Source organism: Cellulomonas sp. Marseille-Q8402, assembly GCF_965119525.1.
Map to the genome: position 1 here is coordinate 1,106,623 of NZ_CBCPLX010000002.1, position 22,028 is coordinate 1,128,650.

Annotated in this window: 21 protein-coding genes; 10 read left to right on the forward strand and 11 right to left on the reverse strand. The window is 76.3% G+C overall.

Features of this window, described 5'->3' with window-relative positions; all coding sequences use genetic code 11:
- Nucleotides 1-89: 89 nt before the first annotated feature.
- Nucleotides 90-1,928 carry a cation:proton antiporter gene (locus ACWPWW_RS16030; protein WP_454051334.1) on the forward strand — a complete coding sequence of 613 codons (1,839 nt, stop codon included), beginning with the start codon at nucleotides 90-92 and terminating at the stop codon, nucleotides 1,926-1,928.
- Nucleotides 1,929-2,062: 134 nt separating this feature from the next.
- On the opposite strand, the gene ACWPWW_RS16035 is transcribed toward ACWPWW_RS16030, so the two are convergent.
- From ACWPWW_RS16035 to ACWPWW_RS16045, 3 genes are all read right to left on the reverse strand, one after another.
- Nucleotides 2,063-2,770, reverse strand: coding sequence for a DUF305 domain-containing protein (locus ACWPWW_RS16035; protein WP_454051335.1), 708 nt, complete (start codon nucleotides 2,768-2,770; stop codon nucleotides 2,063-2,065).
- Nucleotides 2,767-3,408 (reverse strand): DUF3105 domain-containing protein, encoded by a 642-nt coding sequence (locus ACWPWW_RS16040; RefSeq protein WP_454051336.1) that lies wholly within the window; start codon nucleotides 3,406-3,408, stop codon nucleotides 2,767-2,769. The genes ACWPWW_RS16035 and ACWPWW_RS16040 overlap by 4 nt, the downstream gene beginning before the upstream one ends.
- Nucleotides 3,409-3,479: 71 nt before the next feature.
- Nucleotides 3,480-5,741, reverse strand: a complete 2,262-nt coding sequence (locus tag ACWPWW_RS16045; RefSeq protein ID WP_454051337.1) for a putative bifunctional diguanylate cyclase/phosphodiesterase — start codon at nucleotides 5,739-5,741, stop codon at nucleotides 3,480-3,482.
- Between the two features lie 120 nt (nucleotides 5,742-5,861).
- Between ACWPWW_RS16045 and ACWPWW_RS16050 the strand changes: the two genes are divergently transcribed.
- Genes ACWPWW_RS16050 through ACWPWW_RS16060 form a run of 3 tightly spaced genes read left to right on the forward strand, consistent with a single transcriptional unit; the run spans nucleotide 5,862 to nucleotide 8,605 of the window.
- Complete coding sequence (locus ACWPWW_RS16050; protein ID WP_454051846.1) at nucleotides 5,862-7,844, forward strand: glycosyltransferase family 2 protein; 1,983 nt, start codon at nucleotides 5,862-5,864, stop codon at nucleotides 7,842-7,844.
- 13 nt (nucleotides 7,845-7,857) lie between these two features.
- On the forward strand, nucleotides 7,858-8,193 hold the full coding sequence (locus ACWPWW_RS16055; RefSeq protein WP_454051338.1) for an STAS domain-containing protein: 336 nt from the start codon (nucleotides 7,858-7,860) through the stop codon (nucleotides 8,191-8,193).
- Nucleotides 8,180-8,605, forward strand: coding sequence for an ATP-binding protein (locus tag ACWPWW_RS16060; RefSeq protein ID WP_454051339.1), 426 nt, complete (start codon nucleotides 8,180-8,182; stop codon nucleotides 8,603-8,605). Before ACWPWW_RS16055 ends, ACWPWW_RS16060 begins: the two co-directional genes overlap by 14 nt.
- A 7-nt stretch (nucleotides 8,606-8,612) precedes the next feature.
- On the opposite strand, the gene ACWPWW_RS16065 is transcribed toward ACWPWW_RS16060, so the two are convergent.
- Together ACWPWW_RS16065 and ACWPWW_RS16070 are read right to left on the reverse strand one after the other, a co-directional pair.
- The gene (locus ACWPWW_RS16065) at nucleotides 8,613-9,158 is read right to left on the reverse strand and encodes a metallophosphoesterase family protein (protein ID WP_454051340.1); all 546 of its coding nucleotides are present in this window, start codon (nucleotides 9,156-9,158) and stop codon (nucleotides 8,613-8,615) included.
- A complete protein-coding gene (locus ACWPWW_RS16070) occupies nucleotides 9,155-11,224 on the reverse strand; it encodes a SpoIIE family protein phosphatase (protein ID WP_454051341.1) in 2,070 nt (689 codons plus the stop codon). Before ACWPWW_RS16070 ends, ACWPWW_RS16065 begins: the two co-directional genes overlap by 4 nt.
- Before the next feature lie 216 nt (nucleotides 11,225-11,440).
- Here ACWPWW_RS16070 and ACWPWW_RS16075 point away from each other — a divergent pair, with 216 nt between their 5' ends.
- Both ACWPWW_RS16075 and ACWPWW_RS16080 read left to right on the forward strand, forming a co-directional pair.
- Nucleotides 11,441-12,289 (forward strand): hypothetical protein, encoded by an 849-nt coding sequence (locus ACWPWW_RS16075; protein ID WP_454051342.1) that lies wholly within the window; start codon nucleotides 11,441-11,443, stop codon nucleotides 12,287-12,289.
- Nucleotides 12,241-12,900: a YcnI family copper-binding membrane protein gene (locus tag ACWPWW_RS16080; protein WP_454051343.1), complete on the forward strand. Its 660-nt coding sequence runs from the start codon at nucleotides 12,241-12,243 to the stop codon at nucleotides 12,898-12,900. Before ACWPWW_RS16075 ends, ACWPWW_RS16080 begins: the two co-directional genes overlap by 49 nt.
- A gap of 69 nt (nucleotides 12,901-12,969) precedes the next feature.
- Here ACWPWW_RS16080 and ACWPWW_RS16085 read toward each other — a convergent pair whose 3' ends face one another.
- Nucleotides 12,970-13,176, reverse strand: coding sequence for a hypothetical protein (locus ACWPWW_RS16085; RefSeq protein WP_454051344.1), 207 nt, complete (start codon nucleotides 13,174-13,176; stop codon nucleotides 12,970-12,972).
- A gap of 78 nt (nucleotides 13,177-13,254) precedes the next feature.
- Between ACWPWW_RS16085 and ACWPWW_RS16090 the strand changes: the two genes are divergently transcribed.
- Entirely contained in the window at nucleotides 13,255-13,722 is a 468-nt protein-coding gene (locus tag ACWPWW_RS16090) for a MarR family winged helix-turn-helix transcriptional regulator (protein ID WP_454051345.1), read from the forward strand.
- A 9-nt stretch (nucleotides 13,723-13,731) separates the two neighbouring features.
- Here ACWPWW_RS16090 and ACWPWW_RS16095 read toward each other — a convergent pair whose 3' ends face one another.
- Nucleotides 13,732-14,241, reverse strand: a complete 510-nt coding sequence (locus tag ACWPWW_RS16095; RefSeq protein WP_454051346.1) for a MarR family winged helix-turn-helix transcriptional regulator — start codon at nucleotides 14,239-14,241, stop codon at nucleotides 13,732-13,734.
- Between the two features lie 105 nt (nucleotides 14,242-14,346).
- Here ACWPWW_RS16095 and ACWPWW_RS16100 point away from each other — a divergent pair, with 105 nt between their 5' ends.
- Nucleotides 14,347-15,285: an LLM class flavin-dependent oxidoreductase gene (locus ACWPWW_RS16100; RefSeq protein WP_454051347.1), complete on the forward strand. Its 939-nt coding sequence runs from the start codon at nucleotides 14,347-14,349 to the stop codon at nucleotides 15,283-15,285.
- The gene (locus ACWPWW_RS16105) at nucleotides 15,282-17,462 is read left to right on the forward strand and encodes an LLM class flavin-dependent oxidoreductase (RefSeq protein ID WP_454051348.1); all 2,181 of its coding nucleotides are present in this window, start codon (nucleotides 15,282-15,284) and stop codon (nucleotides 17,460-17,462) included. The genes ACWPWW_RS16100 and ACWPWW_RS16105 overlap by 4 nt, the downstream gene beginning before the upstream one ends.
- A gap of 344 nt (nucleotides 17,463-17,806) precedes the next feature.
- Here the strand turns inward: ACWPWW_RS16105 and ACWPWW_RS16110 are convergent, their stop codons facing one another.
- The 3 genes from ACWPWW_RS16110 to ACWPWW_RS16120 all read right to left on the reverse strand — a co-directional run bounded on the left by ACWPWW_RS16110 (nucleotide 17,807) and on the right by ACWPWW_RS16120 (nucleotide 20,385).
- Nucleotides 17,807-17,947, reverse strand: coding sequence for an Rv0909 family putative TA system antitoxin (locus ACWPWW_RS16110; RefSeq protein ID WP_454051349.1), 141 nt, complete (start codon nucleotides 17,945-17,947; stop codon nucleotides 17,807-17,809).
- Nucleotides 17,948-18,045: 98 nt separating this feature from the next.
- Nucleotides 18,046-19,680, reverse strand: coding sequence for an FAD-binding protein (locus ACWPWW_RS16115; protein ID WP_454051350.1), 1,635 nt, complete (start codon nucleotides 19,678-19,680; stop codon nucleotides 18,046-18,048).
- 105 nt (nucleotides 19,681-19,785) lie between these two features.
- Nucleotides 19,786-20,385, reverse strand: coding sequence for a TetR/AcrR family transcriptional regulator (locus ACWPWW_RS16120; protein ID WP_454051351.1), 600 nt, complete (start codon nucleotides 20,383-20,385; stop codon nucleotides 19,786-19,788).
- A gap of 150 nt (nucleotides 20,386-20,535) precedes the next feature.
- On the opposite strand from ACWPWW_RS16120, the gene ACWPWW_RS16125 reads away from it, so the two are divergent.
- On the forward strand, nucleotides 20,536-21,159 hold the full coding sequence (locus ACWPWW_RS16125) for an ATP-binding protein (protein ID WP_454051352.1): 624 nt from the start codon (nucleotides 20,536-20,538) through the stop codon (nucleotides 21,157-21,159).
- Nucleotides 21,160-21,167: 8 nt separating this feature from the next.
- Here the strand turns inward: ACWPWW_RS16125 and ACWPWW_RS16130 are convergent, their stop codons facing one another.
- Nucleotides 21,168-21,965: a CPBP family glutamic-type intramembrane protease gene (locus ACWPWW_RS16130; RefSeq protein ID WP_454051847.1), complete on the reverse strand. Its 798-nt coding sequence runs from the start codon at nucleotides 21,963-21,965 to the stop codon at nucleotides 21,168-21,170.
- Nucleotides 21,966-22,028 lie beyond the last annotated feature (63 nt).

Here is a 22,028-nt window from a genome sequence, read left to right on the forward strand (position 1 = left end):
TGCTCCGCACGCCGCCCGGCGAGCACGTAGCCTCGACCCCGCGAGCTGCCGCACCGGCCGGTGGCGCACGACCACGCGGAGGACGCGCCATGGACCTGCTCGTGATCGGGGTGATCGCCGCCGTCGCGGTCGTCACGGTGACGGCGCTCGCGCCCCGGGTGGGCGTGTCCGCGCCGCTGCTGCTCGTCGCGCTCGGTGTCCTGATCAGCCTGGTGCCGGCGGTCCCGGCGGTGGAGATCGAGCCGGAGTGGATCCTCGGCGTCGTGCTGCCGCCCCTGCTGTACGCGACGTCGGTGTCGATGCCGACGATGGACTTCCGGCGCGACCTCACGGCGATCAGCGGGCTGTCGGTGCTGCTCGTGGTGGCGACGTCCGTCGTGCTCGGTGTGATCTTCGCGGCGCTGATCCCGGGCGTCTCGCTGGCGACGGGGATCGCCCTCGGGGCCGTGCTGAGCCCCACCGACGCCGTGGCGACGTCCATCGTCCGCAAGTCCGGCGTGAGCCCGCGCATCGTCACGGTGCTCGAGGGCGAGAGCCTGCTCAACGACGCGTCGGCCCTGGTGCTGCTCCGCTCGGCCGTGGCGGCGACGGCCGCGTCCGTCTCGCTGTGGGAGGTCGCCACGGACTTCGCGTTCGCGGTCGTCGTCGCCGTCGCGATCGGCGCGGTGGTCGGCAAGGTCAGCCTCATGGTCCGCACCCGGGTCGCGGACCCGCACCTGACGACGGCGATCTCGTTCATCGTCCCGTTCGTCGCGTACATCCCGGCCGAGCACCTCGACGCCTCCGGGCTGGTCGCCACCGTCGCCGCCGGCCTGGTCGCCGGGTCGGGCAGCGTGCGGCTCAAGCCGCAGGACCGCATCGCCGAGGCCGCGAACTGGCGGACGCTCGAGCTGCTGCTCGAGGGCGCGGTGTTCCTGCTGATGGGGCTGGAGCTGTACGGCCTGGTCGCGGAGGTGCAGGACGACCACGGCAGCCTGTGGGTCGCGATCGGGCTCGGGGCGCTCGCGGCGGCGGTCGTCCTCGTGGTCCGCACGGGGTACGTGGCGTTCCTGCTCACGACGCTGTCCCGGCGGGCGCGCCGCGGCGTGACGGTGCGCGGCTACCTGGCGGCCATCAACGACAAGGCCGAGACGGTGGCCGCGCTGCGCCGGGAGGACCTGGCGGCGCTGCGCCTGCCCGGCCGGCCACCGGGGGAGGACGGGACGCGGGACGACACCCCGGGGCGTCCGCCGGAGGACGTGCGGCGCGTGCTGGGCCGTCGCCGGCTGGGACGGTCCGAGGCGGCCGAGACCCGTGGCGTGCGGCTGCGGACCCGGATCACCCGGCGGATCGCCGACATCGACTACCTGCAGGCGGAGCCGCTCGGCCCGCGCGAGGGCGCGGTGCTGGTCTGGGCGGGCATGCGCGGCGTCGTCACGCTGGCCGCCGCGCAGTCGCTGCCGCGCGAGACGCCGCACCGGGCGCTGCTGGTCCTGGTCGCGTTCGTGGTGGCGGCGGGCACCCTGCTGGTGCAGGGCGGCACGCTCGGCTGGCTGGTCCGCCGGCTGCACCTGGCGCGCGACGGGGAGGACGACCGCGCCGACCTCGACCGGCTGGTGGCGGAGATGGCCCGGGCCGCCGCCGACGTGCTCGGCAGCCCCGACCTGCGCCGGCAGGACGGCACGCCCTACGACCCGGTGGTGCTGGAGAAGGCACGGCGGGTCGCCGAGCGGCAGGGCGCGGAGGTCGACGACACCGCCGAGGCCGACACGGACCGCGCCTCCGCCGCCGCGCAGGTCCGGGAGCTGCGGCTCGCCGTGCTCGACGCGCAACGCGAGGCGCTGCTGCGGGTCCGCGACCTCGGCACCGCGAGCTCCGGCGCCCTGACCGAGGCCCTGAAGGTCCTCGACGCCGACCAGATCAGCCTCGAGCTCCGCGAGCGCGACTGACCCGTGCGCCCGCGCGCCCGGCGCCCGCGCGCCCGGCACCGGCGCGCGAGGTCGTCAGCACCGCACGAGGTCGTCCCGCAGGACTGACGACCTCGTGCAGGACCGACGACCTCGCCGGCCGCGCGGGGCGGGCGTCAGGTGAGGGGGCCGCCGCGGGCGTCGAGCATGGCGTGCAGGGCCGTCAGCTCCCGCTCCTGGGACCTCACGATGTTCTGCGCGAGGGCGACCACCTGCGGGCGCTGCGCGTGCTCGACGGCGTACTCGGCCATCTCCACCCCGCCCTCGTGGTGCGGGATCATCAGCTGGAGGAACAGCCGGTCGGCGTCCGCGCCGCCGGCGGCGGTCAGCCGGGCCAGGTCCTCCCGGGACACCCAGCCGGGCATCGCGGCGTAGCCGGACGTGCCGTCGGCGGTGGTGGTGGCGGTGGCGTGGCCGTGCTCGCCGGTCATCCAGGCCATGGGGGCGTCGGACGCGGCGGCGGGCAGCCCCCAGGTCGACAGCCAGCCCGCCATCTGGCCGAACTGGTTCTGCTGGGTCAGCAGGATGTCCAGGGCGACGGTCCGCACCTCCTCGTCCGTGCTGCGGTCGCGCAGCAGGACGGCGAGCTCGACGGCCTGCCCGTGGTGCGCCTGCATGTCGCGGGCGAACCCGGCGTCGACCGACCCCTCGGGCGCGGCGGTGAGCGCGGGCTGCCGGGCGAGCAGCGCGCCGACCAGCGCGCCGATCGCCAGGGCCGCCACGACGACGACCGCCAGCACCGCGCGCCCGCGCCCGCCCGACACCCCGTCCGGGGGGACGGGACCGGCGGACGCGGGCGCGTCGTGCGGGTCCGGGGACGTCACGCGGGCGTGCCCACGCCGCTCGAGCAGGGCGCACCGACCTCGGAGAGCTCCGGGTTCAGCAGGTACTTCTGGATGAAGACCGGCAGGCGCTCGTCGTCGGCGGAGTCGACCTTGAGCTGGTAGCCCCAGGCGCTGATCGCGACGTCCGTGTCCATGCCCTCGTACGGGGTGACCAGCACGTAGCTCTGGTTCTCCGCGAACGCCTCGAGCGTCGCGACCTGGTCGGCCGGCAGGGCCGGGTCGTAGGTGATCCAGACCGCGCCGTGCTCCAGGGAGTGCACCGCGTTCTCGTCCGGCACGGGCTCGGTGTAGACGCCGCAGTTCAGCCACGCGGCGTCGTGGTCCCCGCCCGCGGGCGGGGACTGCGGGTAGTCGACGGCGGTGGTGACGTGGTTGAACGTCAGGCCGTCGATCTGCTCGACGCCCTCGATGTCGGCCTCGGCCTGCGCCTCGACGGCCGCGTTCTGCCGGCCCGCGTCGATGATGACCCAGGCGCTGATGCCGACGAGCGCGAGCACGAGCACACCGGCCACGGAGCCGATCGTGATCGCGCGGCGACGCTCCTTCTTGCGCTGTTCGGCCTTGACGGCGGCCAGGCGGGCCTGGCGCTCGGCCGCGGTGGGACGGCGGTCGGGCATGAGGTGCTCCTGTCGGTGGTGCGGCACGGCGCGGGCGCCGGTCGGTCCACCGAGAATACTTGAAGGGTCTACTAATTGACAGGGAGCCGGTCGGCGCGGCCGCGCAGCCGCTCCTCGAGCGCCGCGGCGGGCCCGGGCCGTCCGAGCGCCCAGCCCTGGGCCGCGTCGCACCCGAGGTCGCGCAGCAGCGCCAGCGTGCGCAGGTCCTCGACGCCCTCGGCGACCACCCGCATGCCGAGCGCGTGCCCCAGGTCCACCGTCGACCGCAGGATCTCCGCGCACACCCGGTCCTCGACCGCGGGCGCGACGAAAGCGCGGTCCACCTTGAGCACCGAGAAGGGCAGCCGCCGGAGGTAGTCCAGGGAGCCGTACCCGACGCCGTAGTCGTCGACGGCCAGGTGCACGCCGAGCGCGGCGAGCGCCCGCAGCGTCCGCTCGGCCCGGACCCCGTCCCGCATCGCCATCGTCTCCGTGACCTCGAGCCCGAGCGCGTCGGCCGGCAGGTCGTGCCGGTCCAGCGCGTCGCGGACGTCGTCCACGAGGCGGGGGTCGTCGAGGTCGTGCGCGGACACGTTGACGGAGACGCTGAACGCGGGCGACCCGCCGGCACGCCAGCGCGCGCACTGCGCGAGCGCGACGTCCAGCACGTGCAGGGTCACGGGTCGGACCAGGCCGGTGCGCTCGGCGGCGGGGATGAAGTCCACGGGGCCGAGCAGGCCGTGCTCCGGGTGCTGCCAGCGCACGAGCGCCTCGGCGCCCGCCACGCGGTCCCCGGGCACCGTGACCACCGGCTGGTAGTGGACCACCAGCTCGCCGCGCTCCACGCCCGCCGCGAGCCCGCGCAGCAGGTCCGCACCCGGGAGCGCGGAACCGCTGCTGTCGCAGCCGCCCGTGCGGTCCAGGGCGACCCGGTCCGGGCGGCCGCGCGCGCCCGACAGCGCGGCGTCGGCGCGGGCGGTGAGGTCGTCCGCCGACCCCGGCCGGGCCGTGCCGACGGCGACCCCGACCAGGGCCCCGACCGCGAGGTCCATGCCGCGCACCCGGACGGGCGCCGACAGCCGCTCCAGCAGTCGCCGGGCCGCCGCCTCGGCCGCCTCGGGACCGGTGACGTCGGTCGCGACCGCGAAGACGTCCCGGCCCATCCGGCCGACGGTCGTCCCCGGCTCCGCGCCCGAGGAGACGACCTCGGCGACCGAGCGCAGCAGGTCGTCGGTCACGCGGTAGCCCAGGGTCTCGACGACGTCGCGGTAGCCGTCGAGGCCGACGAGCAGCACGGCGGGCAGCGTCCCGGCGGGTGCGGCGGTCGCGTCCCGCTCGAGGTGCCGGGCCAGGCCGGCCGCGTTCGCCAGCCCGGTCAGGGGGTCGGTGACCGCGAGGTGCTGCAGCTCGCCGTGCTGGCGGCGCATCTGCCGGACGAGCCCGCCGAACCGGGTGAAGAACACGGCGATCAGCAGGATGCCGACCGAGCAGACCTCGACCAGGTGCACCCCGGTGCCGCGCAGGGTCTCGACGATCAACGTCGTGGGGAGCACGCAGACGGACGCGACCAGGAACGTCAGGTGGACGCCGCTCAGGTCGCCGCCCGGCTGGGGCGGGGCGACGTGCGCCGCGGAGGGGTGCCGGGCGGCGGCGGCCAGGAGCAGGTAGCCGCAGAGCCAGAGCGTGTCGAGCAGGTACGCGTGCGCGTCCAGCAGCGGCCAGCTCGCGGTCAGCTGGAACAGGACGTCGGCCACCATGATCACCAGCACGGCCAGGGAGGTCCACTGGTGCGCGCGCGACCAGGCGCCGACGGCCGCGAACGACCGCGCGAGCACCAGCAGCAGCAGGGCGTCGCCGACCGGGTACAGGGCGCCCACCAGGGTGCCGAGCGGGGCGTCGGACCAGCCCGTGAGCGCGGGGTTGAGCACCAGCAGCCACAGCATCAGCAGCCCGCCGCTCGCCACCATCACCGCGTCGAGCAGCCAGACCGGTCGGCGGCCCCGCGGCGCGGGGAACGCACGCACCAGACCTGCGGCGAGCAGGGGGTACGAGGCGACGTAGAACACGTCGGCCAGCGAGGGGAACGGGTCGGTCCCGAGCACCCGCTCGAGGAACGTCCAGACCGTGTCGCCCACCGCCCACGCGGTCAGTCCGAGCGCGAGGAGCCACCACGCGCGGCGCAGGGGTCCGGTGACCCGCACGGCGGCGCGCACCGTCCCGGCGGCCGCAGCGACCGACACGGCCACGTACAGCGCGTCGCGCCCGCCGCCCGCCGGCAGCACGGCGTGCAGCAGCAGGAGCGCGGCGCCGACGACGAGGGTGGCGGCGCGCGGCGTGGGAACGGGCGCGGTCACAGGTGTTCGATCGGCAGACCGGGCCCGTCCTTGACCTGTCAGGCGGGTGAGGCGGCCGCCCCGCACGTCGCCGGGCGCCCGCCCGGTCCCGTCGGTAGGGTCACCGACCGGGGGGTGGGTATGCGGCAGCAGCTGGTGCTCCGGGTCGTCGTGACGATCACGCTGGTCCTGGGGCTGAACTACATCGTGTGGCGGTGGCTGGACTCGGTGAACTGGTCCGCCTGGTGGATCGCCGTCCCGCTGGTGGTCGCCGAGACGTACTCGCTGGTGGACGTCGGCCTGTTCGGCATGACGATGTGGCGGGCCAGGCGACGGCCGGAGCCGCCCGCGCCCGCCCCGGACCTGACCGTCGACGTGTTCGTCACGACGTACGACGAGCCCGTCGACCTGGTGATGGCCACCGCCGAGGCCGCGCGGGACATCCGCTACCCGCACCGGACCTGGGTGCTGGACGACGGCTCCCGGCCCGAGCTCGCCGCGGCCGCGCGCGCCGCCGGCGTCGGCTACGTCGAGCGATCCGCGGACTGGGTCGACCGCCCGCGGCACGCGAAGGCCGGCAACCTGAACAACGCGCTGTTCGTGACCGAGGGGGAGTTCCTGCTCGTCCTCGACGCCGACCAGATCCCGGACCCCGCGATCCTGGACCGGACGCTCGGGTACTTCGCCGACGACCGGGTCGCGCTGGTGCAGACGCCGCAGTTCTTCACCAACGTCACGGAGGCCGACCCGCTGGGCAGCCAGGCCCCGCTGTTCTACGGGCCGATCCAGCAGGGCAAGGACGGCTGGAACGCCGCCTTCTTCTGCGGCTCGAACGCGGTGCTGCGCCGCGACGCGCTCATGCAGCTCGGGCTCGTCGGGTACGTCCGCGAGACCGAGCGCTCGGTCCGCGAGGCGCTGCACGGCTCCCGGCGGCTGCTCGCGCGGGCGCAGCGCTCGGCGCCGGACGCCGCGCAGGCCGCGGCGCTGGGCGAGGTGCAGGCCGCAGCCGCGCAGGCCCTCGCGGCGCTCGACGCGGGGGAGCCGCTGTCCGACGTGACCTACGCCTTCCAGCGGCGGGTGGACGCGATCTCCGCCTCGGTGGTCGCGCGGGACCTGGCGGGCATCCGGGCCGACCTGGCGGCCATCGCCGCCCTGCCGATCGCCCGGGACGACCAGATCGGCGCCGTGGTGGTGGACGAGCCCGCCCTGGCGCGGCTCGCCGACCGCGAGTGGTCGCCGCTGGGTGCGATCGAGTCCGTGCAGGCCCTGCTGCGGGCGGTGGACGTGGACCGGTCGTCCGAGGCGCAGGCGGTCATGCCGGTCGCCACGCTGTCGGTGACGGAGGACATGGCCACGGCGATGCGGCTGCACTCGCTCGGCTGGCGGACGGTCTACCACCACGAGAGCCTCGCGCACGGTCTCGCGCCCGAGGACCTCGGCACGATGATGACCCAGCGGCTGCGCTGGGCGCAGGGCACGATGCAGGTGATGCTCAAGGAGAACCCGCTGGGGGTGCGCGGGCTCACGGTCGGTCAGCGGCTCATGTACGTCGCGACCATGTGGTCCTACCTGTCCGGCTTCGCCGCGCTGGTCTACCTCGCCGCGCCGATCGTCTTCCTGTGCTTCGGGGTGCTCCCGGTCACGGCCTGGACGGTGGACTTCTTCGCGCGGTTCATCCCGTTCTTCCTGGCGAGCCAGCTGCTGTTCCTCGTCGCCGCGCGGGGGGTGCGGACCTGGCGCGGCCAGCAGTACGCGCTCGCGCTGTTCCCGGTGTGGATCAAGGCGGTGTGGACGGCCGCGGCCGACGTGTGGTTCCGTCGGCCGCTCGGGTTCGCCGTGACGCCGAAGGTGCGGCCGGACGGGTCGTCGGACCAGTGGCGCCTGGTCTGGCCGCAGCTGCTCGCCATGCTGCTGCTGGTGGTGGCGGCGGTGATCGGTGTCGTCCGCACCGCGATGGGGCTGTCCTGGTGGGTCGGGACGGCTGTGAACCTCGTCTGGGTCGCCTACGACCTGGTCGTGCTCAGCGTGGTGGTGCAGGCTCTGCGCTACCGCGGGTACACGCCGGCCGCCGGGGACGCGGCCGCAGCGGGCGTCGGCGCAGTGCGCCGGGGTCCGACGGAGTGAGGAGGAACGTCCGATGGAGCTGGTGACCGATCAGGTCGGGGACGCCGGGGTGCTGCGCGTGCAGGGGCGGCTCACGATGGCCGCGGCCGGGGAGCTGAAGGCGGCGGTCGACCGGGAGGTCGCAGCGGGGCGCACCCTCGTGGTGGTCGACCTCGCGGGCACCACGTTCCTGGACTCGTCCGGGCTCGGGGCGCTCGTCGGCGGGCTCCGGTCCGCGCGCGCCGCAGGTGGTGACCTGCGGATCGCGGGGGTCGGCGCGCAGGTCCGCACCGTGCTGGAGCTGACCACGATGGACCGCGTGCTGCGGCCCTACGCGAGCGTCGAGGACGCGGTCGGTGACGGCGCCTGATCCGGCCGTCGAGGTCCGCGTCGACGGCGTCGCCGAGCCCGGCTGGCTCGACGAGGTGCACGACGGGCTCGCCCGGCTGTGGACGGCGGTGCCGGCGGTCCCCGAGGCAGACCGCCTCCGCTTCGAGACCGCGGTGATCGAGATCGCCGGCAACGTCGTCCGGCACACCGCGTCCGGCGGCGACGGGCCCGTGCGCGCCACGACGCTGCTCCGGGTGGACCCGCCACGGCTCGAGGCCGAGATCTGGGACGACGGCATCCTCGTGGAGGTCGACCTCGACCCCGCGCCCGTGGACGACCTGGCGGAGAGCGGCCGTGGCATCGCGCTCGTGCAGCGGGCCGTCGACACCCTGACGTACGTGCGCCGGCCCGGTCGCAACACCTGGCGCCTGGTCCGCGACTGGTCGGCCTGAGGGCGGATCAGGACGACCGCGTGCGGCCCGTGGGCGGCAGCTCGTGCCACCGCACGTCGGTCAGCGCGCCGTCCGCCACGTGCGCCGTGACGTACGTCCCCGCCGGCTGCCGGCGCCGGTCGGTCGGGGACCCCGGGTTGAGCAGCCGCAGCCCGCGGGGCGTGGTCGTGTCCCACGGGATGTGGCTGTGCCCGAACACCAGCACGTCCACGTCCGGGTAGGCCGCGTCGCAGCGCGCCTCGCGGCCCGTGCGGGGGCCGGTCTCGTGCACCACGGCGAACCGCAGCCCGCCGAGCGTCGCGCGGGCGACCTCCGGCAGCCGCGCGCGCAGCCCGGCGCCGTCGTTGTTGCCCCAGCAGCCGATCAGGCGCCGGGCGCGGGACCCGATCGCGTCGAGCAGCGCGACGTCCACCCAGTCGCCCGCGTGCAGCACCACGTCGGCCGCCTCGACGGCAGCCCACACCGGGGGCGGCAGGTCGCGGGCGCGACGCGGCACGTGCGTGTCGGCGAGCAGCAGCAGGTCCACGGCGGCGGGTCCGCGCGGGTCCGTCACGCGGCGCGGCGCAGCGTCAGCACGGTCAGGTCGTCGTCGGCCTTCCGGACGTCGTCCACGAGCGAGAGGACCGCGTCGGCCGCCTCCTCCGCGGAGCGGGTGCCCCGCACCACCCGGTGCACCTGGTCCAGGTCGCCCATCGACCCGCCGATCGCGTCCAGCACGCCGTCGCTGAACGTCACGAGCAGGTCGCCCGGCCCCAGCTGCGCCCGGGCGCTGACCCGGGCCGGGCCGGGGAGCATGCCCAGCGGCAGCCCGGTGGCGGACAGCCGCCGGCTGCTGCCGTCCGCGCCGACGATGAACGACAGCCCGTGGCCGGCGTCGGTGTACGAGACGCTGCCGTCGGACGCGTCCACGTACGCACGGAACATCGTGACGAAGGCCCCGGCGTTGACGAGGTCGGCGTCCATGGCGCGCTCGGCGGCGGCCAGCGTGCCGGCCACGTCGTGCAGGCCCACCTGGGCGTGCAGCACGGAGCGGGTGGTGGCCGCGAGGATCGCCGCAGCCGGGCCCTTGCCCATGACGTCGGCCATGGTCAGCACCAGGCCCTCCGGCAGCCGCTGCCAGTCGTAGAAGTCGCCTCCCACCGAGCCGGCCGGGACGAACCGGGCCGCGAGGTCGAACCCCGGGACGTCCAGCCCGCGCGCGGGCAGCAGGCTCGCCTGCACCTGCGCGGCGCGGCGCAGCTCGGTGCGTTCGGCGGTCACGTCCCGCAGCACGGTCACCACGCCGCCGCCGTTCTGCTGGGGGATCGGCGTGGAGGAGAAGGTGACGATGCGCGGCTCGGGCGTGCCGGGCAGCCGCACCAGCAGGTCGGCGTCCCGGACGTGCTCGCCTGCGAGCGCCCGCCGGAACGGCAGCTCCCGCTCGGGCAGCGGGGAGCCGTCCAGCCGCGCCAGCCCCGCGAGGTCCGTCGTGCTGTCGGCGGCGTCCAGGTGCGCCGTGCCCGCGAGCAGCCGGGTCGCCGTCGGGTTGCGGACGACGACCCGCCCGGCGGCGTCGACGACGCGCACGCCCTCGGACATCGTGTCGACCACGGTGCTCAGCAGCGCGGCCTGCTCCTGCGCGCGGTCGCGTGCGGCGGAGAGCTCGCCGACCAGCCGGCCGCGCTCCTCGCGCGCCAGCCCCAGCGCCATGCCGATGACAGCGACGAGGCCGACGTAGAGCTGCGCGACGGCGACCTGCGCGGTCGCGTCCGGCAGGCTCACGAACGGGCCGATGCCCAGGAGCGTCAGCTGGATCGCCACCACCCCGCACAGCGTGGTGTGCAGCACCACCGACCGGGTCGGCAACCGGGATCCCGCCCAGACGGTCAGGCCGATCAGCGGGAACACGACCGCGACGTCCGAGAGCCGGCCGAACCACACCAGGTACAGCAGCGGCGCCAGGAGCACCGCGGCCAGGTAGTCCCCGCCGTGACCCTCGGTCCACCACGCCACGCGCTCGTGCGGATCGCGCCGCGCACGCGCGTGCAACCACGACCCGAGCGTCCACCCGAGGGTCGCGATGCTCACCATGCTCACCGTGTTGCGCGCGGTCCAGAGCAGGGCCGTGTCCCACGAGGGCGACCGGCCGCCCACCACGACGGCGAGCTCGGCGACCGGTGCGGACAGCGCCGCCCCCAGCGCCGCCCCGAGCACCAGCGCCCAGAGGTCCGGCACCCGCCGCAGCTGCTGGTTGCCGCGAGCGGCCCACACGTGCGGTGCGCCGCGGGCGAGCACGGCGACGCACAGCAGCGCCTGCAGCGTCGCGGCGACCGCGCCCAGCAGCGCGCTCGCGGGCGCGGACCCGGTCAGCAGCACCACCACGGCGGTCGTGCCACCGAGCACCAGCGGGTCCAGCCAGGGCCAGGGGCGGCGCGCGCGGGCGACCAGCCACAGGACCGAGACGCCGGCCGCGGGCCACACCAGGCTCACGGGCGCGTCCTCCACCCGCGTGGTGCGCCCGAGCAGGCTCGCCCCGGTGTACAGCACGACGAAGGCGACCACGACCCGGACGTCGCGTGCGTTCGGCAGGCGGCGCCGGCGCGGCACGGGGGTCGTCGAGGCCGGTCGCTCTGCGGTCACCGCACCTCCTGGGTCGTCCGGACGTCGTCCCTGCAGGTTACGGCCCCGGGTGAGGTCGCGCGTCCGGGACGCACGCGGTCGTCACCCGGGGGCCTCGTCGCTCCTGCACGAGCCGGCGGCCCGGTGCCGTGACGCCCGCGAGCGACCCGGGTGATTGCTGCGCGCCGGGTCGCCCGGGCCCCGGTCCGGCCACGTGGATGCCGTAGCGTCGGCGCGGTGGACCCGGCCCCCGTGCAGCGCGCGCTCGTCGCGTGGCGCCTGCTCGCCGTCTCCACCACCGTCCTCGCGACGGGCTCCGGCGCGCACGTGCTCGCGGGCGGGCACGCGCCCGGCCCGGGGGTCGTGGCGCTGCTCGGCGCGCTCGTGCTGCTGGTCGCCGCCGCGCTGGCCCGTCGCCCGCTGACCGTCCCGGTGCTGCTGCCCGTCGCGGTGGCGGCGCAGGTGGGCGTGCACGTCGCGCTGACCTGGCTGGCCGGTGCGGACGCGACGAGCGCCGCGGTGGCGCACGGCACGCACGGCCTCCACGGGGCGGTCGTGCTGCCGGCCGGCACCTCCGCACCGGTCCTCGACGCGCACGCCGGCACGGCCGGCCTGCTGATGCCGGCCGCCCACGCCGCGGCGGCGGCCGCCACGGTGCTGCTGATCGTGGCCACGGAGCGCGCCGTGCTCGGCCTGGTGCGGCGCTGGTCGGCCCTGCTGCCCGCGCTCGGCGACGGCCTCCCCGGCCCGGTCGCCCCCCGGCCGCGCCCGGCGGCACCCCCGTCCGCCCGCGGCCGCGCCTGCGGGCGCTGGCCGGCAGCGTCCCCCGCCGCGGACCGCCGGCCGTGCCCGGCCCCTGCGCGACCGCCTGACCCTCCGCACGCCGGTGGGTGGCCGGGTCGCGCCGTCACCCCCCTCAGCCGCACCCCGGAGGTCAACCCGTGTCCGCAACCCCCCGTACCCTCGTCCGCGCCGCCTCGGGCGCCGGCCTCGCCGCCGCCCTGGTGCTCGGCACCGCCGCCGCCGCGTCCGCCCACGTGCACGTCGACCCCGCGACCACGGAGGCCGGCGCCTACGCCGTGCTGACGGTGCGCGTCCCCAACGAGTCGGCGACGGCCGCCACCACGCAGGTGTCCGTCGACCTGCCGACCGACCAGCCGCTGACCTACGTCGGCGTCGAGCCGGTTCCGGGCTGGACCGCGACCGTGGAGGAGGGCGACCTGCCCGAGCCCGTCGAGGTCGACGGTGCCACCCTCACCCGGGCCCCGGTCCGGGTGGTCTGGACGGCCGACGGCGCCGGCATCGGCGACGGCGAGTTCCAGCGGTTCACGATCTCGGCCGGCCCGCTGCCCGCGGCCGGCACCGACGTCGTGCTGCCCGCGCACCAGACGTACTCGGACGGTGAGGTGGTCGACTGGGACCAGCTCGCCGAGGGCGACGCCGAGCCCGAGCACCCGGCGCCGGTCTTCACCACCACCGCCGCGTCCGACGGGCCCGACGGGTCCGCCGCGCCCGACGGGTCCGACGCGCCCGGGGCGAGCGACGCGGCGACGCAGGAGGCGGCCCCGGCCGCCCCGACGGAGGACGACGGCAGCGCGGTCCCGGCCGTCCTCGGCGGCCTCGGCCTCGGCGCCGGGCTCGTCGCGCTGGTCGTCGCCGTGCTGGCCTGGCGCCGTTCCGGGACCGCCGCCCGCTGACCGGACGGCCCGCACCGACGACGCCCCCGCGACCGGCCGGTCGCGGGGGCGTCCTCGGTGCGGCCGGCGTCAGGCCTCGACGGTCCGCTCGACCAGGTACGCCGCACCGTCGGCGCCGACGACGCGCACGTACTCGGTGCGCAGGGCCCGGTCGCGCTCGCGGTCGGCCTCGCCGACCTCACGGTCGGGAGCGAGGGGGTCGCCGACCTGCGCCGGCCCGAAGACGCTGAGCAGCGCGGCCTCGCGCCTGTCGCCCGCCCTGCCGATGGTCGCCATGTCGCCGCCGCCCCGTTCCGTCGATGCTGAGGGCACACATCATACGTGCACTCACCGTCTGCGGGTAGCATCGACCGGGTGACCACCGTTGCGCCGGGCGCACCCGCCGACCCGCTCGCCGTCGAGGCCCAGGTCTGCCTGACGGTGTCCGCGGCGTCGCGCGCGCTGGTGGCGTTCTACCGCCCGCTGCTCGAGCCGCTCGGCCTCACGCACCCGCAGTACCTCGCCATGCTCGCGCTCTGGCAGCACGGCGACCTCACGCTCAAGGCGCTGGCCGAGCTGCTGCACCTCGAGCCCGCCACGACGTCCCCGCTGGTCCGGCGGCTCGAGGTCCTGGGCCTGGTGACCCGCACGCGCAGCGGCGCCGACGAGCGGGCCCTCGCGATCCGGGTCACCGACGCGGGCGCCGCGCTGCGTGCCCAGGCGGTGGGCATCCCGGCGTCGATGCTGGAGGGCCTGGCGCTGGACGCGGACCAGGTCGCGCAGATCCGCGCGGCGGCCGAGCTGCTGCTGTCGGCCTGCGACCGGGCGGCCCGTCCGGCCTGACGGCGGACGTCAGCGACCGAGCGCCCGCTCGACCACCGCGCACGGGTCCTCGGCGTCCGGGGCGCCGTCGTCGCGGTACTCGCACGCGGCCCGGCGCAGCAGCGAGCCGACGGCCCGCCGCTCGTCGGGGTCGAGCGCGCCGAAGACGGTGTCCTCCGCGACGGCGACCCGGTGCTCCAGCTCGGCGAGCAGCGTGGCGGCTCCCGGTGTCGGCAGGACGCGGCGCTGCCGGCGGTCGACCTCGGCCACGCGGCGCTCGACCAGCCCGGCGCGCTCCAGGTCGTCGAGCAGGTAGGTCATGACGGTGCGGTCGATGCCGAGGCTGGCGGCGAGGGCGGCCTGGCTCTCGTGCGCCCCGCGGACCACCTCGCGCAGCACGAGGTAGCCGCGGAACCCGTGCGGCACCGCGGCCTGGACCGCGCCGGCCAGGGCGCGCTCGTAGGCGCGCAGCAGCACGCCGAGCGACCAGCCCAGGTCGGAGGCGGGCTCGTCGGTGCGCGGCGCGGGGGCGGCGGTCATGCCCGGAATGCTACGCGCGAGCCCGCGGTTGAGCCAATCGTCTGAACCACATACTATCGGTCGACCCGACGGGTGTCGGTGGGGCGCCGAGGAGAGAAGCACGCGATGACGGACTACGGCCACGACCTGCTGTTCGGGTCGTTCATCACGCCCGGGAACGCCGACCCGGAGCGGGCGGTGGCGCTCGCGCAGGTGTCGGAGCGTGCGGGCCTCGACCTCGCCACCTTCCAGGACCACCCGTACCAGCCGTCGTTCCTCGACACCTGGACCCTGATGTCCTGGGTCGCCGCCCGCACCGAGCGCATCCGCCTGGCGCCGAACGTCGCCAACCTGCCGCTGCGACCGCCCGCGGTGCTGGCGCGCGCCGTGGCCAGCCTGGACCTGCTGTCGGGGGGCCGTGTCGAGCTGGGTCTCGGGTCGGGCGCGTTCTGGGACGCCATCGAGGCGATGGGCGGCCGGCGGCTCACGCCGGGCCAGGGCGTGGACGCGCTCCGCGAGGCGATCGACGTGATCCGGGCGCTCTGGGACACCGGCGACCGCAGCCGGGTCGACCTGCGCGGCGACCACTACGCCGTGGTCGGGGCCCGGCGCGGCCCGGCACCGGCGCACCCGGTGGGCATCTGGGTCGGTGCCTACAAGCCGCGGATGCTCCGGCTGACCGGCGAGCAGGCCGACGGCTGGCTGCCGTCGCTGTCCTACCTGAGCAGCCTGGCGGACCTCGACGACGGCAACGCCCGCATCGACGAGGCGGCCGAGGCCGCGGGCCGCCCGCCGGCCGCGGTGCGGCGGCTGCTCAACGTGAGCGGGCAGCTGACGGCCCGCGCGACCGGCAACCTGCTGGTCGGCCCGCCGGAGCAGTGGGTGGAGCAGCTGGCGGTGCTCGCGCTCGAGCACGGCACGAGCGCGTTCATCGTCGGCGGCGACGACCCCGCCCTGCTGGCGGCCGTCGGGCAGGAGATCGCGCCCGCGGTCCGCGAGCTGGTCGCCGCCGAGCGCGCTGCTCGCGGCACCGTGCCGCAGCCGGGGACGGGGGAGCAGGCGTGACCGACCTCGGCCAGCCGCTGCAGGTCGGCGTCGTCCTGCCCGTGGACCCCGCGGGCCCCGCCGCCGTGCGCGTCGCCGTCCTCGCGGAGGATCTCGGGCTCGACCTCGTCGTCGTGCCGTCCGACGGCCCGCCCGAGGCGCTCGACGCCTGGACCGTGCTCGCGCACGTCGCGGCGAGCACCCGCACCATCGGTGTCGCGACCCGCGGGCTGGTGCTCGACGACCGCCCGCCGGCCGTCCTGGCCCGTGCCGCGGCGAGCCTCGACCAGCTGGCGGGCGGCCGGGTCGCGCTCGGCCTCGCCCCGTCCGCGGACGTCGACGGCTGGGACGCGCTCGCGGAGGCCGTCGAGGTCGTCCGCGGGATGTGGGCCGTCGGCGAGCCCGGCCCCCTGACGTACGACGGCCGGCACCACCGCGTGCCGGGCACGCCCCGCGGTCCGGCGCCGGCGCACACCGTCGCCGTGTGGCTCGGCGGAGCGGGCGACGCGGACGGGCCGGCGCTCGCCGCCCGGGTCGCCGACGGCTGGTGGATCACTGCGACGGCCCCGGACGAGGTCCGCGCGGAGCAGGCGGTGCTCGACGCGGCGCTGACCGCCACGGGCCGGGACCCGCGCGAGGTCCGCCGCGCGCTGGTGCTCGACCTCGGGGCGGCCGTCGACGCCGCCGCGGCGCTCGTGCTCGACGCGGGCGCCGGCACCCTGGTGGTCGACGGCTCCGACGCGGCCGCGCTCACCCGGTTCGCCACCGAGGTGCTCCCCGCCCTGCGCGCCCGGGTGGCCGCCGTGCGCGCCGACCGGGGGACCGTCGTCGCGGCGGTGCCCAGCGCCGCCGTGCGCGCGGCGCGCCGCCCCGGCATCGACTACGCCGCGGTCCCCGCCTCGCTGGCGGCCGCCGCGGTCGAGCCGGGGGACGCCGGCTACGCCGCGGTCCGCTCGACCTACATGCGCGGCGGACGGCCCGGCCTGGTGCTGCGCCCGGCCGACACCGCGCAGGTGGTCGAGGCGCTGGCCTTCGCCCGGGCGCAGGACGTCCCGCTCGCGATCCGCAGCGGCGGCCACGGGATCAGCGGCCGGTCCACGAACGACGGCGGCGTGGTGCTGGACCTGTCGCGGATGCACGCGATCGAGGTGCTCGACGTCGCCACCCGGCGGGTCCGCATCGAGCCGGGCGCGCGCTGGGGCGAGGTCGCCGCGGCGCTGCACCCCTACGGCTGGGCGCTGACGTCGGGCGACGCCGGCGGCGTGGGCGTCGGCGGGCTGGCGACGGCGGGCGGCATCGGGTTCCTCGTCCGCGAGCACGGGCTGACGCTCGACCACCTGCGCGCCGCGGAGGTGGTGCTCGCCGACGGCTCCGTGGTTCGGGCGAGCGCCGAGGAGCACGCGGACCTGTTCTGGGGCGTGCGCGGCGCCGGCGCCAACCTCGGCATCGTCACGTCGTTCGAGTTCGAGGTGGACGAGGTCGGCGACGTCGGCTTCGCGCAGCTGGTCCTCGACGCCACCGACACCGAGCGGTTCCTCGTCGACTTCGGCGCCACCGCCGAGGCCGCACCGCGGGACACCACGGCGTTCCTCATCATGGGGCCGCCCCGCGGCGGGCAGGTCGTCGCGCAGATCATGGCGATGGTCGACTCGGACGACCCCGGCACGATCATCGAGCGGCTCGAGCCGTTCGCGCGGATCGCGCCGCTGCTCCAGCAGCAGGTGCAGGTCCTGCCGTACCCCGCGGTGGTGCAGACGCCCGCGACCCGGCACACGTCCGAGGGCGAGCCCGTCACCCGGTCCGGCATGGCCGCGCACCTCACCCCGGCGCTCGCGGCCGACGCGGCGCGCCTGGTGCGCAGCGGCGCCACGCCGTTCTTCCAGATCCGGTCCGCCGGGGGCGCCGTGCACGACGTGCCCGCCGACGCGACGGCCTACGCCCACCGCTCGGCGCACTTCAGCGTGCTGGCGATGGGGACGTCGCGCCGCCGGATCGACGCCGTGTGGGACGCGATGGCACACCACTTCGACGGGCTGTACCTGTCCTTCGAGACGGACCCGCGCCCGGAGCGGCTGGCGGAGATCTACCCGGACGCCACGCTGGCCCGTCTGCGCGACCTCAAGCGGAGGTACGACCCCGAGGACGTCTTCCGGCACAACTTCTCGGTGGCGCCGAGGGACGCGGCTGCGGTGCTCTGACCGTCCTGGTGTCCCCCGCAGGGTGGACCACGTCAGCCGCGAGGACGACGGGGTCCCCCCTGCGCGGTACGCGAAGATACGACGCCCGGCCGATCCGCCGCGGGCGTCCGCCCGAGCAGGATGGGACCTGTCAGCACGAGCGGGCCGGAGCAGCAGGAGCAGACATGTCGTCGCAGGTGTGGATCGTCGTCGCGGGCCTCACGGCCGTGATCGTCGTCGTCGGCCTGGGCGAGCTCGTGCAGCGCTTCCGGGAGACCCGGCAGCGCGTCACGCGCTGACCTGACGCCGGACGCACCGGTGCCCGCGCCGGGAGGGGGCGCGGGCACCGGTGCGTGCGGCTGCGGCTAGCTGCCGATCTTGTCGTCGGCCGCCTGCTCCGCCTTGTCCACCTTGTCCCCGTGGCCGCCGGCCTTCTTCTCCGCGGTGTCGCCGGCCTTCTCGATCCCGGTGTCGCTGGCCTTCTCCGTCACGTCGTCCAGACCCATGGTGCGGTCCTCTCTCCTCGGGAGTGCTGACGGGTCGCCCCGCCGGTCCCAGTCTCGGCTCGCTCGCACGGGGTCGCGACCGGAGGAGGCGCCGTCCGTCAGGCCCGGGCCATGTGCCGGGCCGCGCGCATCCCGAACACCGCGGCGGGTCCGATCGTCGACCCCGGCCCGGGGTACGTGCGGCCCATCACCGACGCCGAGCAGTTGCCCGCCGAGTACAGCCCGGCGATGACCGTGCCGTCCTCCCGCAGCGCCCGCCCGTCGACGTCCGTCAGCACGCCGCCCTTGGTGCCGAGGTCGCCGATGACCACCTGGAACGCCGTGAACGGTCCGCGCTCGATCGGCCCGAGGTTCGGGTTGGGGTGCACGGTCGGGTCGCCGTAGTACCGGTCGTACGCGGAGTTGCCGCGGCCGTGCTCGCCGTCGACGCCCGACCGCGCGTACCCGTTGAACCGCTCGACCGTGGACCGGAAGACGGTCGGGTCGACGCCGATCCGCCGGCCGAGCTCCGCCAGCGTCGGCGCCTTCACGTACGTGCCCGCGGCGGCCATCGCCTTCGTCGCACGCGGGTCCAGGGCGTAGTTGCGCAGGTAGCGACGCGCGTGCCGGGCGTCGGCCACCAGCCAGTACGGGCCGTCGGGGTCGTGCTCGAGCATGTGGTGCCCGAGGTCGACGTACGACTCCGACTCGTTCGCGAACCGCGCGCCCCGTGCGTCGACCAGGATGGAGTAGGGCAGCGACCGCTCGCCGACCAGGAACGCCGGCTGGCCGCCGGGCGGCGCGGCCACCGAGGCGCCCCACCAGGCGTCGTCCATGAGCTCGACCGCGGCGCCGACGGTCTGCGCGATCTCGATCGGCCGGCCCAGGTTCCCCGGGTTGCCGGACGGGTCGCCGTCGATGCCGTGGAACTTCTGCCGCCACTGCGTGTTGTGGTCGAACCCGCCGCCCGCGAGCATCACGCCGCGGGTCGCGCGGATCGTCACCGGCCGGCCCTCGCGGGTGACGCGGACGCCGACGACGCGGTCGCCCTCCAGCACCAGCGACTCCAACGGGCTGCTCAGCCACAGCGGGACGCCCTGCTGCTGCACCACGACGTCGAGGAACGAGGTGGCCAGCGCGGCTCCGATCCCGGCGAGGCGCTGCCCGCGGGCGACCGCGCCGAGCGCGCGGAACACGAACCGGGCGCCGCGCACGAACCCGCCCGGCGTGGACCACGCCCGCTCGAGCAGCCACATGTCGTCGGTCTTGATCGGCAGCGGCACCGCGGCGCGGCACGACTCCCACCAGTCGCCGATGACCTTGGTGTCGACCGGCCGGTGCTCGACGGAGCGGCCGATCTTCCCGCCCGGCAGCTCGGGGTAGTAGTCCGGGTAGTCGGTCGCGCGGGTGAAGCGCATGCCGTACCGCTCGGCCGTGGCGACGAAGTCCTCGACGCCGTCGACGAACGCCTCCTTGCGCGCGCGGGACGACGCGCGCCCGACCTCGCCGATGCAGGCGTCCATGTACGTCAGCGCCTCGTCCCGGGAGTCCCCGACGCCGTCGCGGCGCATCAGCGGGTTGTCCGGGAGCCAGAGGCCGCCGCCGGACATCGCGGTGCTCCCGCCCCACTTGTCGGTGCTCTCCAGGAGCAGCACGCTCAGCCCCGCGTCGACGGCGCCCAGGGCGGTCGCGAAGCCCGCGCCGCCCGAGCCGACCACGACGACGTCGTAGGTGTGATCGAAGACCTCGGGCATCTGCGTCCTCCAGGCGGCGATGCGGACATCGGTGTCCGCTTGTCGCCCAGCATGCGCGCGCCGACCGCGGAAGGCAATGCCCCGGCCGGAGGATCGAGCGGCGGGTCAGTCCGGGACGCGGCCGGCGACGACGAGGGTCGCCTCGGGCAGCGCGTCCGGGGCGTCGATCAGGATGCCGCGGAGCGACAGCACGAGCGCACGGCGGACGGCGGCGCGGACCCGGTCGGGCGACTCGGCGGCGAGCACCCCCTCCGTCATGGCGAACAGCAGCCGCACGTCCTCCACCGTGACGTCCGGCCGCGCACGCCCCCGCCGGCGGGCGTCGGCGAGCGCGTCCGCGAGCAGGGCCGTCGCGCGCCGCTCGACGTCGGCGAGCGCCGGGTCGTCCGCGTGCGCGGTGTGCACCGCCGCGAACAGCCCGGGCGCGTCGACCTGCTGCGCGCTGATCTCGGCGACCAGGTGCTCCAGCAGGTGCTCCGGCGGCAGCGACGCGACGTGCCGCTCGAGGGCGTCGACGCGCGCCGTGTACACGGCGGCGATCAGAGCGCCCCGGTCCGGGAAGTGCCGGTAGAGGGTGCCCCGCCCGACCCCGGCGCGCTGCGCGACCCGGTCCAGCGGGACCCCCGCGCCGGCCGCGCGGAACTCCACCTCGGCCGCGGCGACGATCCTCGCCCGGTTGCGCACCGCGTCCCGTCGCTCGCCCATCCCGCCGAGGGTAGGGGACCGTCGCCGGTCGCGGTCCGCGCGCCGCTCCGGCTGGTGCGGGCGGCCCTCCCGCGGCGGGTGGTCGGTGGTCTGACCGACCCGGGACCTGCGGTCCTGGCCGGCCCGGTCGGCGCGTGGGACGGTCCTGCGATGACCGTCCCGCCGCCCGTGCCCCGCACCACCACCCACGACTGGTCGACCACCGTCGACCCCGCGCACCTCGCCGACGTCCGCGCGCGGGCCGCCGGGCTGGCCCCCGGCGGGCTGCCGCACCTGCTGCTGGAGGCGCTGGCCTACCCGGCGGAGGAGGCGGCGGTCACGGGCCGCGGTCGGTGCGAGGTGACGCTGCTGCCGGACGGCTCCGTCCGGGTCGCGGACGACGGGCGCGGGACGGCGACCGTCGTGGACGGCGACGGGCGTGCGGTCCGCAAGCCGGTCATGGCGACGCGGGACGTCCGGTTCTTCGCCGAGCGGGACGCCCCGCTGCTGCCGGACGGGCACCCGCGGCGCGGCATGTCGGTGGTGGCGGCCCTCAGCACGTGGCTCGAGCACACCAACCGGCGCGCCGAGGGCGCGTGGACGCAGCGGTACGAGCACGGCGTACCCGTCACCGACCTGGAGCCCGTGCCCGCGGACGGGAGCACCGGGACCGCGGTGCGGTTCCTGCCCGACGCCGTGCTGCTCCCGGCGGGCGCGCCGGTCACCGCCGCAGCGGTCCTGGCGTGGGCGGCGGCCTGGCCCGCCCTCGACGTCCGGGTGGTCGACGCGCGCTGACCCGGGCGTCAGCCCGGCGCCGTGACGAAGACGTCGTGCAGCTCCGGGTGGTGCGCGTGCACCAGGACGCCGAACACCACCAGGTCGAACAGCAGGTGCACCGCGACCACGTACGGCAGGGACGTGCTGCGCGCGAAGATCCAGCCCTGCACGAGCGCGAACGGGATGGTGAGCAGCGGCCCCCACTCGCGGTACCCGAGCTCCCAGAGGAACGACACGAACACCGTCGCCTGCAGCACGTTCGCGGTCCACAGCCCGAGGTGCTGGCGGAGCAGCGCGAACACCGTGCACACGAAGAAGAGCTCGTCCCAGATGCCGACGGCGTTCACGCCGACGAACAGCCGCGCGATGTCCTGCCCGCCGTCCAGGTCGGGCCAGTTCCGGTAGGCGCCCGACCCGATGAAGTAGAAGGGCAGCAGCAGGTACCCGATGACGACCACGGCCGCCAGGTAGACCCACTGCCAGCGGTTCCAGCGCCGCCCGGTCGCCACGGGGAACCGGATCGAGCGCTGCCCGAAGACGTACCGGGACAGCGCCCACGGCACCAGCACCGCGAGCGAGAGCGCGACGGTGAACCGTGCCATGCCCGCGTCGGACAGGTCCGCCTCCAGCGAGATCGCCGAGATGATGGCCATGCCCGTGCCGATCAGCGCGAGGTCCCGGCCGAGGGCGCGGTCGACGGCCAGGCCCAGGACGATCCCGAGGACCAGCGGCACGTAGCCGAGCGGACGCACGTGCACGGCGAAGATCAGGACCGCGGACGCGCACACGAGCGTGGCGGCGAGCAGGTGGGCGGGGGAGCCGATCGCCCAGGGGGCGCGGGCCGCCGCCGGCGGGGCGGGGGTGGCCTGGGCAGGGGAGGTCACGGG

Bases quoted from the DNA above. Each gene is read 5' to 3' on its own strand.
- ACWPWW_RS16030 (WP_454051334.1), top strand. From the start codon at position 90: ATGGACCTGCTCGTGATCGGGGTGATCGCCGCCGTCGCGGTCGTCACG.
- ACWPWW_RS16040 (WP_454051336.1), bottom strand. From the start codon at position 3,408: ATGCCCGACCGCCGTCCCACCGCGGCCGAGCGCCAGGCCCGCCTGGCC.
- ACWPWW_RS16050 (WP_454051846.1), top strand. From the start codon at position 5,862: ATGCGGCAGCAGCTGGTGCTCCGGGTCGTCGTGACGATCACGCTGGTC.
- ACWPWW_RS16055 (WP_454051338.1), top strand. From the start codon at position 7,858: ATGGAGCTGGTGACCGATCAGGTCGGGGACGCCGGGGTGCTGCGCGTG.
- ACWPWW_RS16085 (WP_454051344.1), bottom strand. From the start codon at position 13,176: ATGGCGACCATCGGCAGGGCGGGCGACAGGCGCGAGGCCGCGCTGCTC.
- ACWPWW_RS16095 (WP_454051346.1), bottom strand. From the start codon at position 14,241: ATGACCGCCGCCCCCGCGCCGCGCACCGACGAGCCCGCCTCCGACCTG.
- ACWPWW_RS16100 (WP_454051347.1), top strand. From the start codon at position 14,347: ATGACGGACTACGGCCACGACCTGCTGTTCGGGTCGTTCATCACGCCC.
- ACWPWW_RS16110 (WP_454051349.1), bottom strand. From the start codon at position 17,947: ATGGGTCTGGACGACGTGACGGAGAAGGCCAGCGACACCGGGATCGAG.
- ACWPWW_RS16115 (WP_454051350.1), bottom strand. From the start codon at position 19,680: ATGCCCGAGGTCTTCGATCACACCTACGACGTCGTCGTGGTCGGCTCG.
- ACWPWW_RS16120 (WP_454051351.1), bottom strand. From the start codon at position 20,385: ATGGGCGAGCGACGGGACGCGGTGCGCAACCGGGCGAGGATCGTCGCC.
- ACWPWW_RS16125 (WP_454051352.1), top strand. From the start codon at position 20,536: ATGACCGTCCCGCCGCCCGTGCCCCGCACCACCACCCACGACTGGTCG.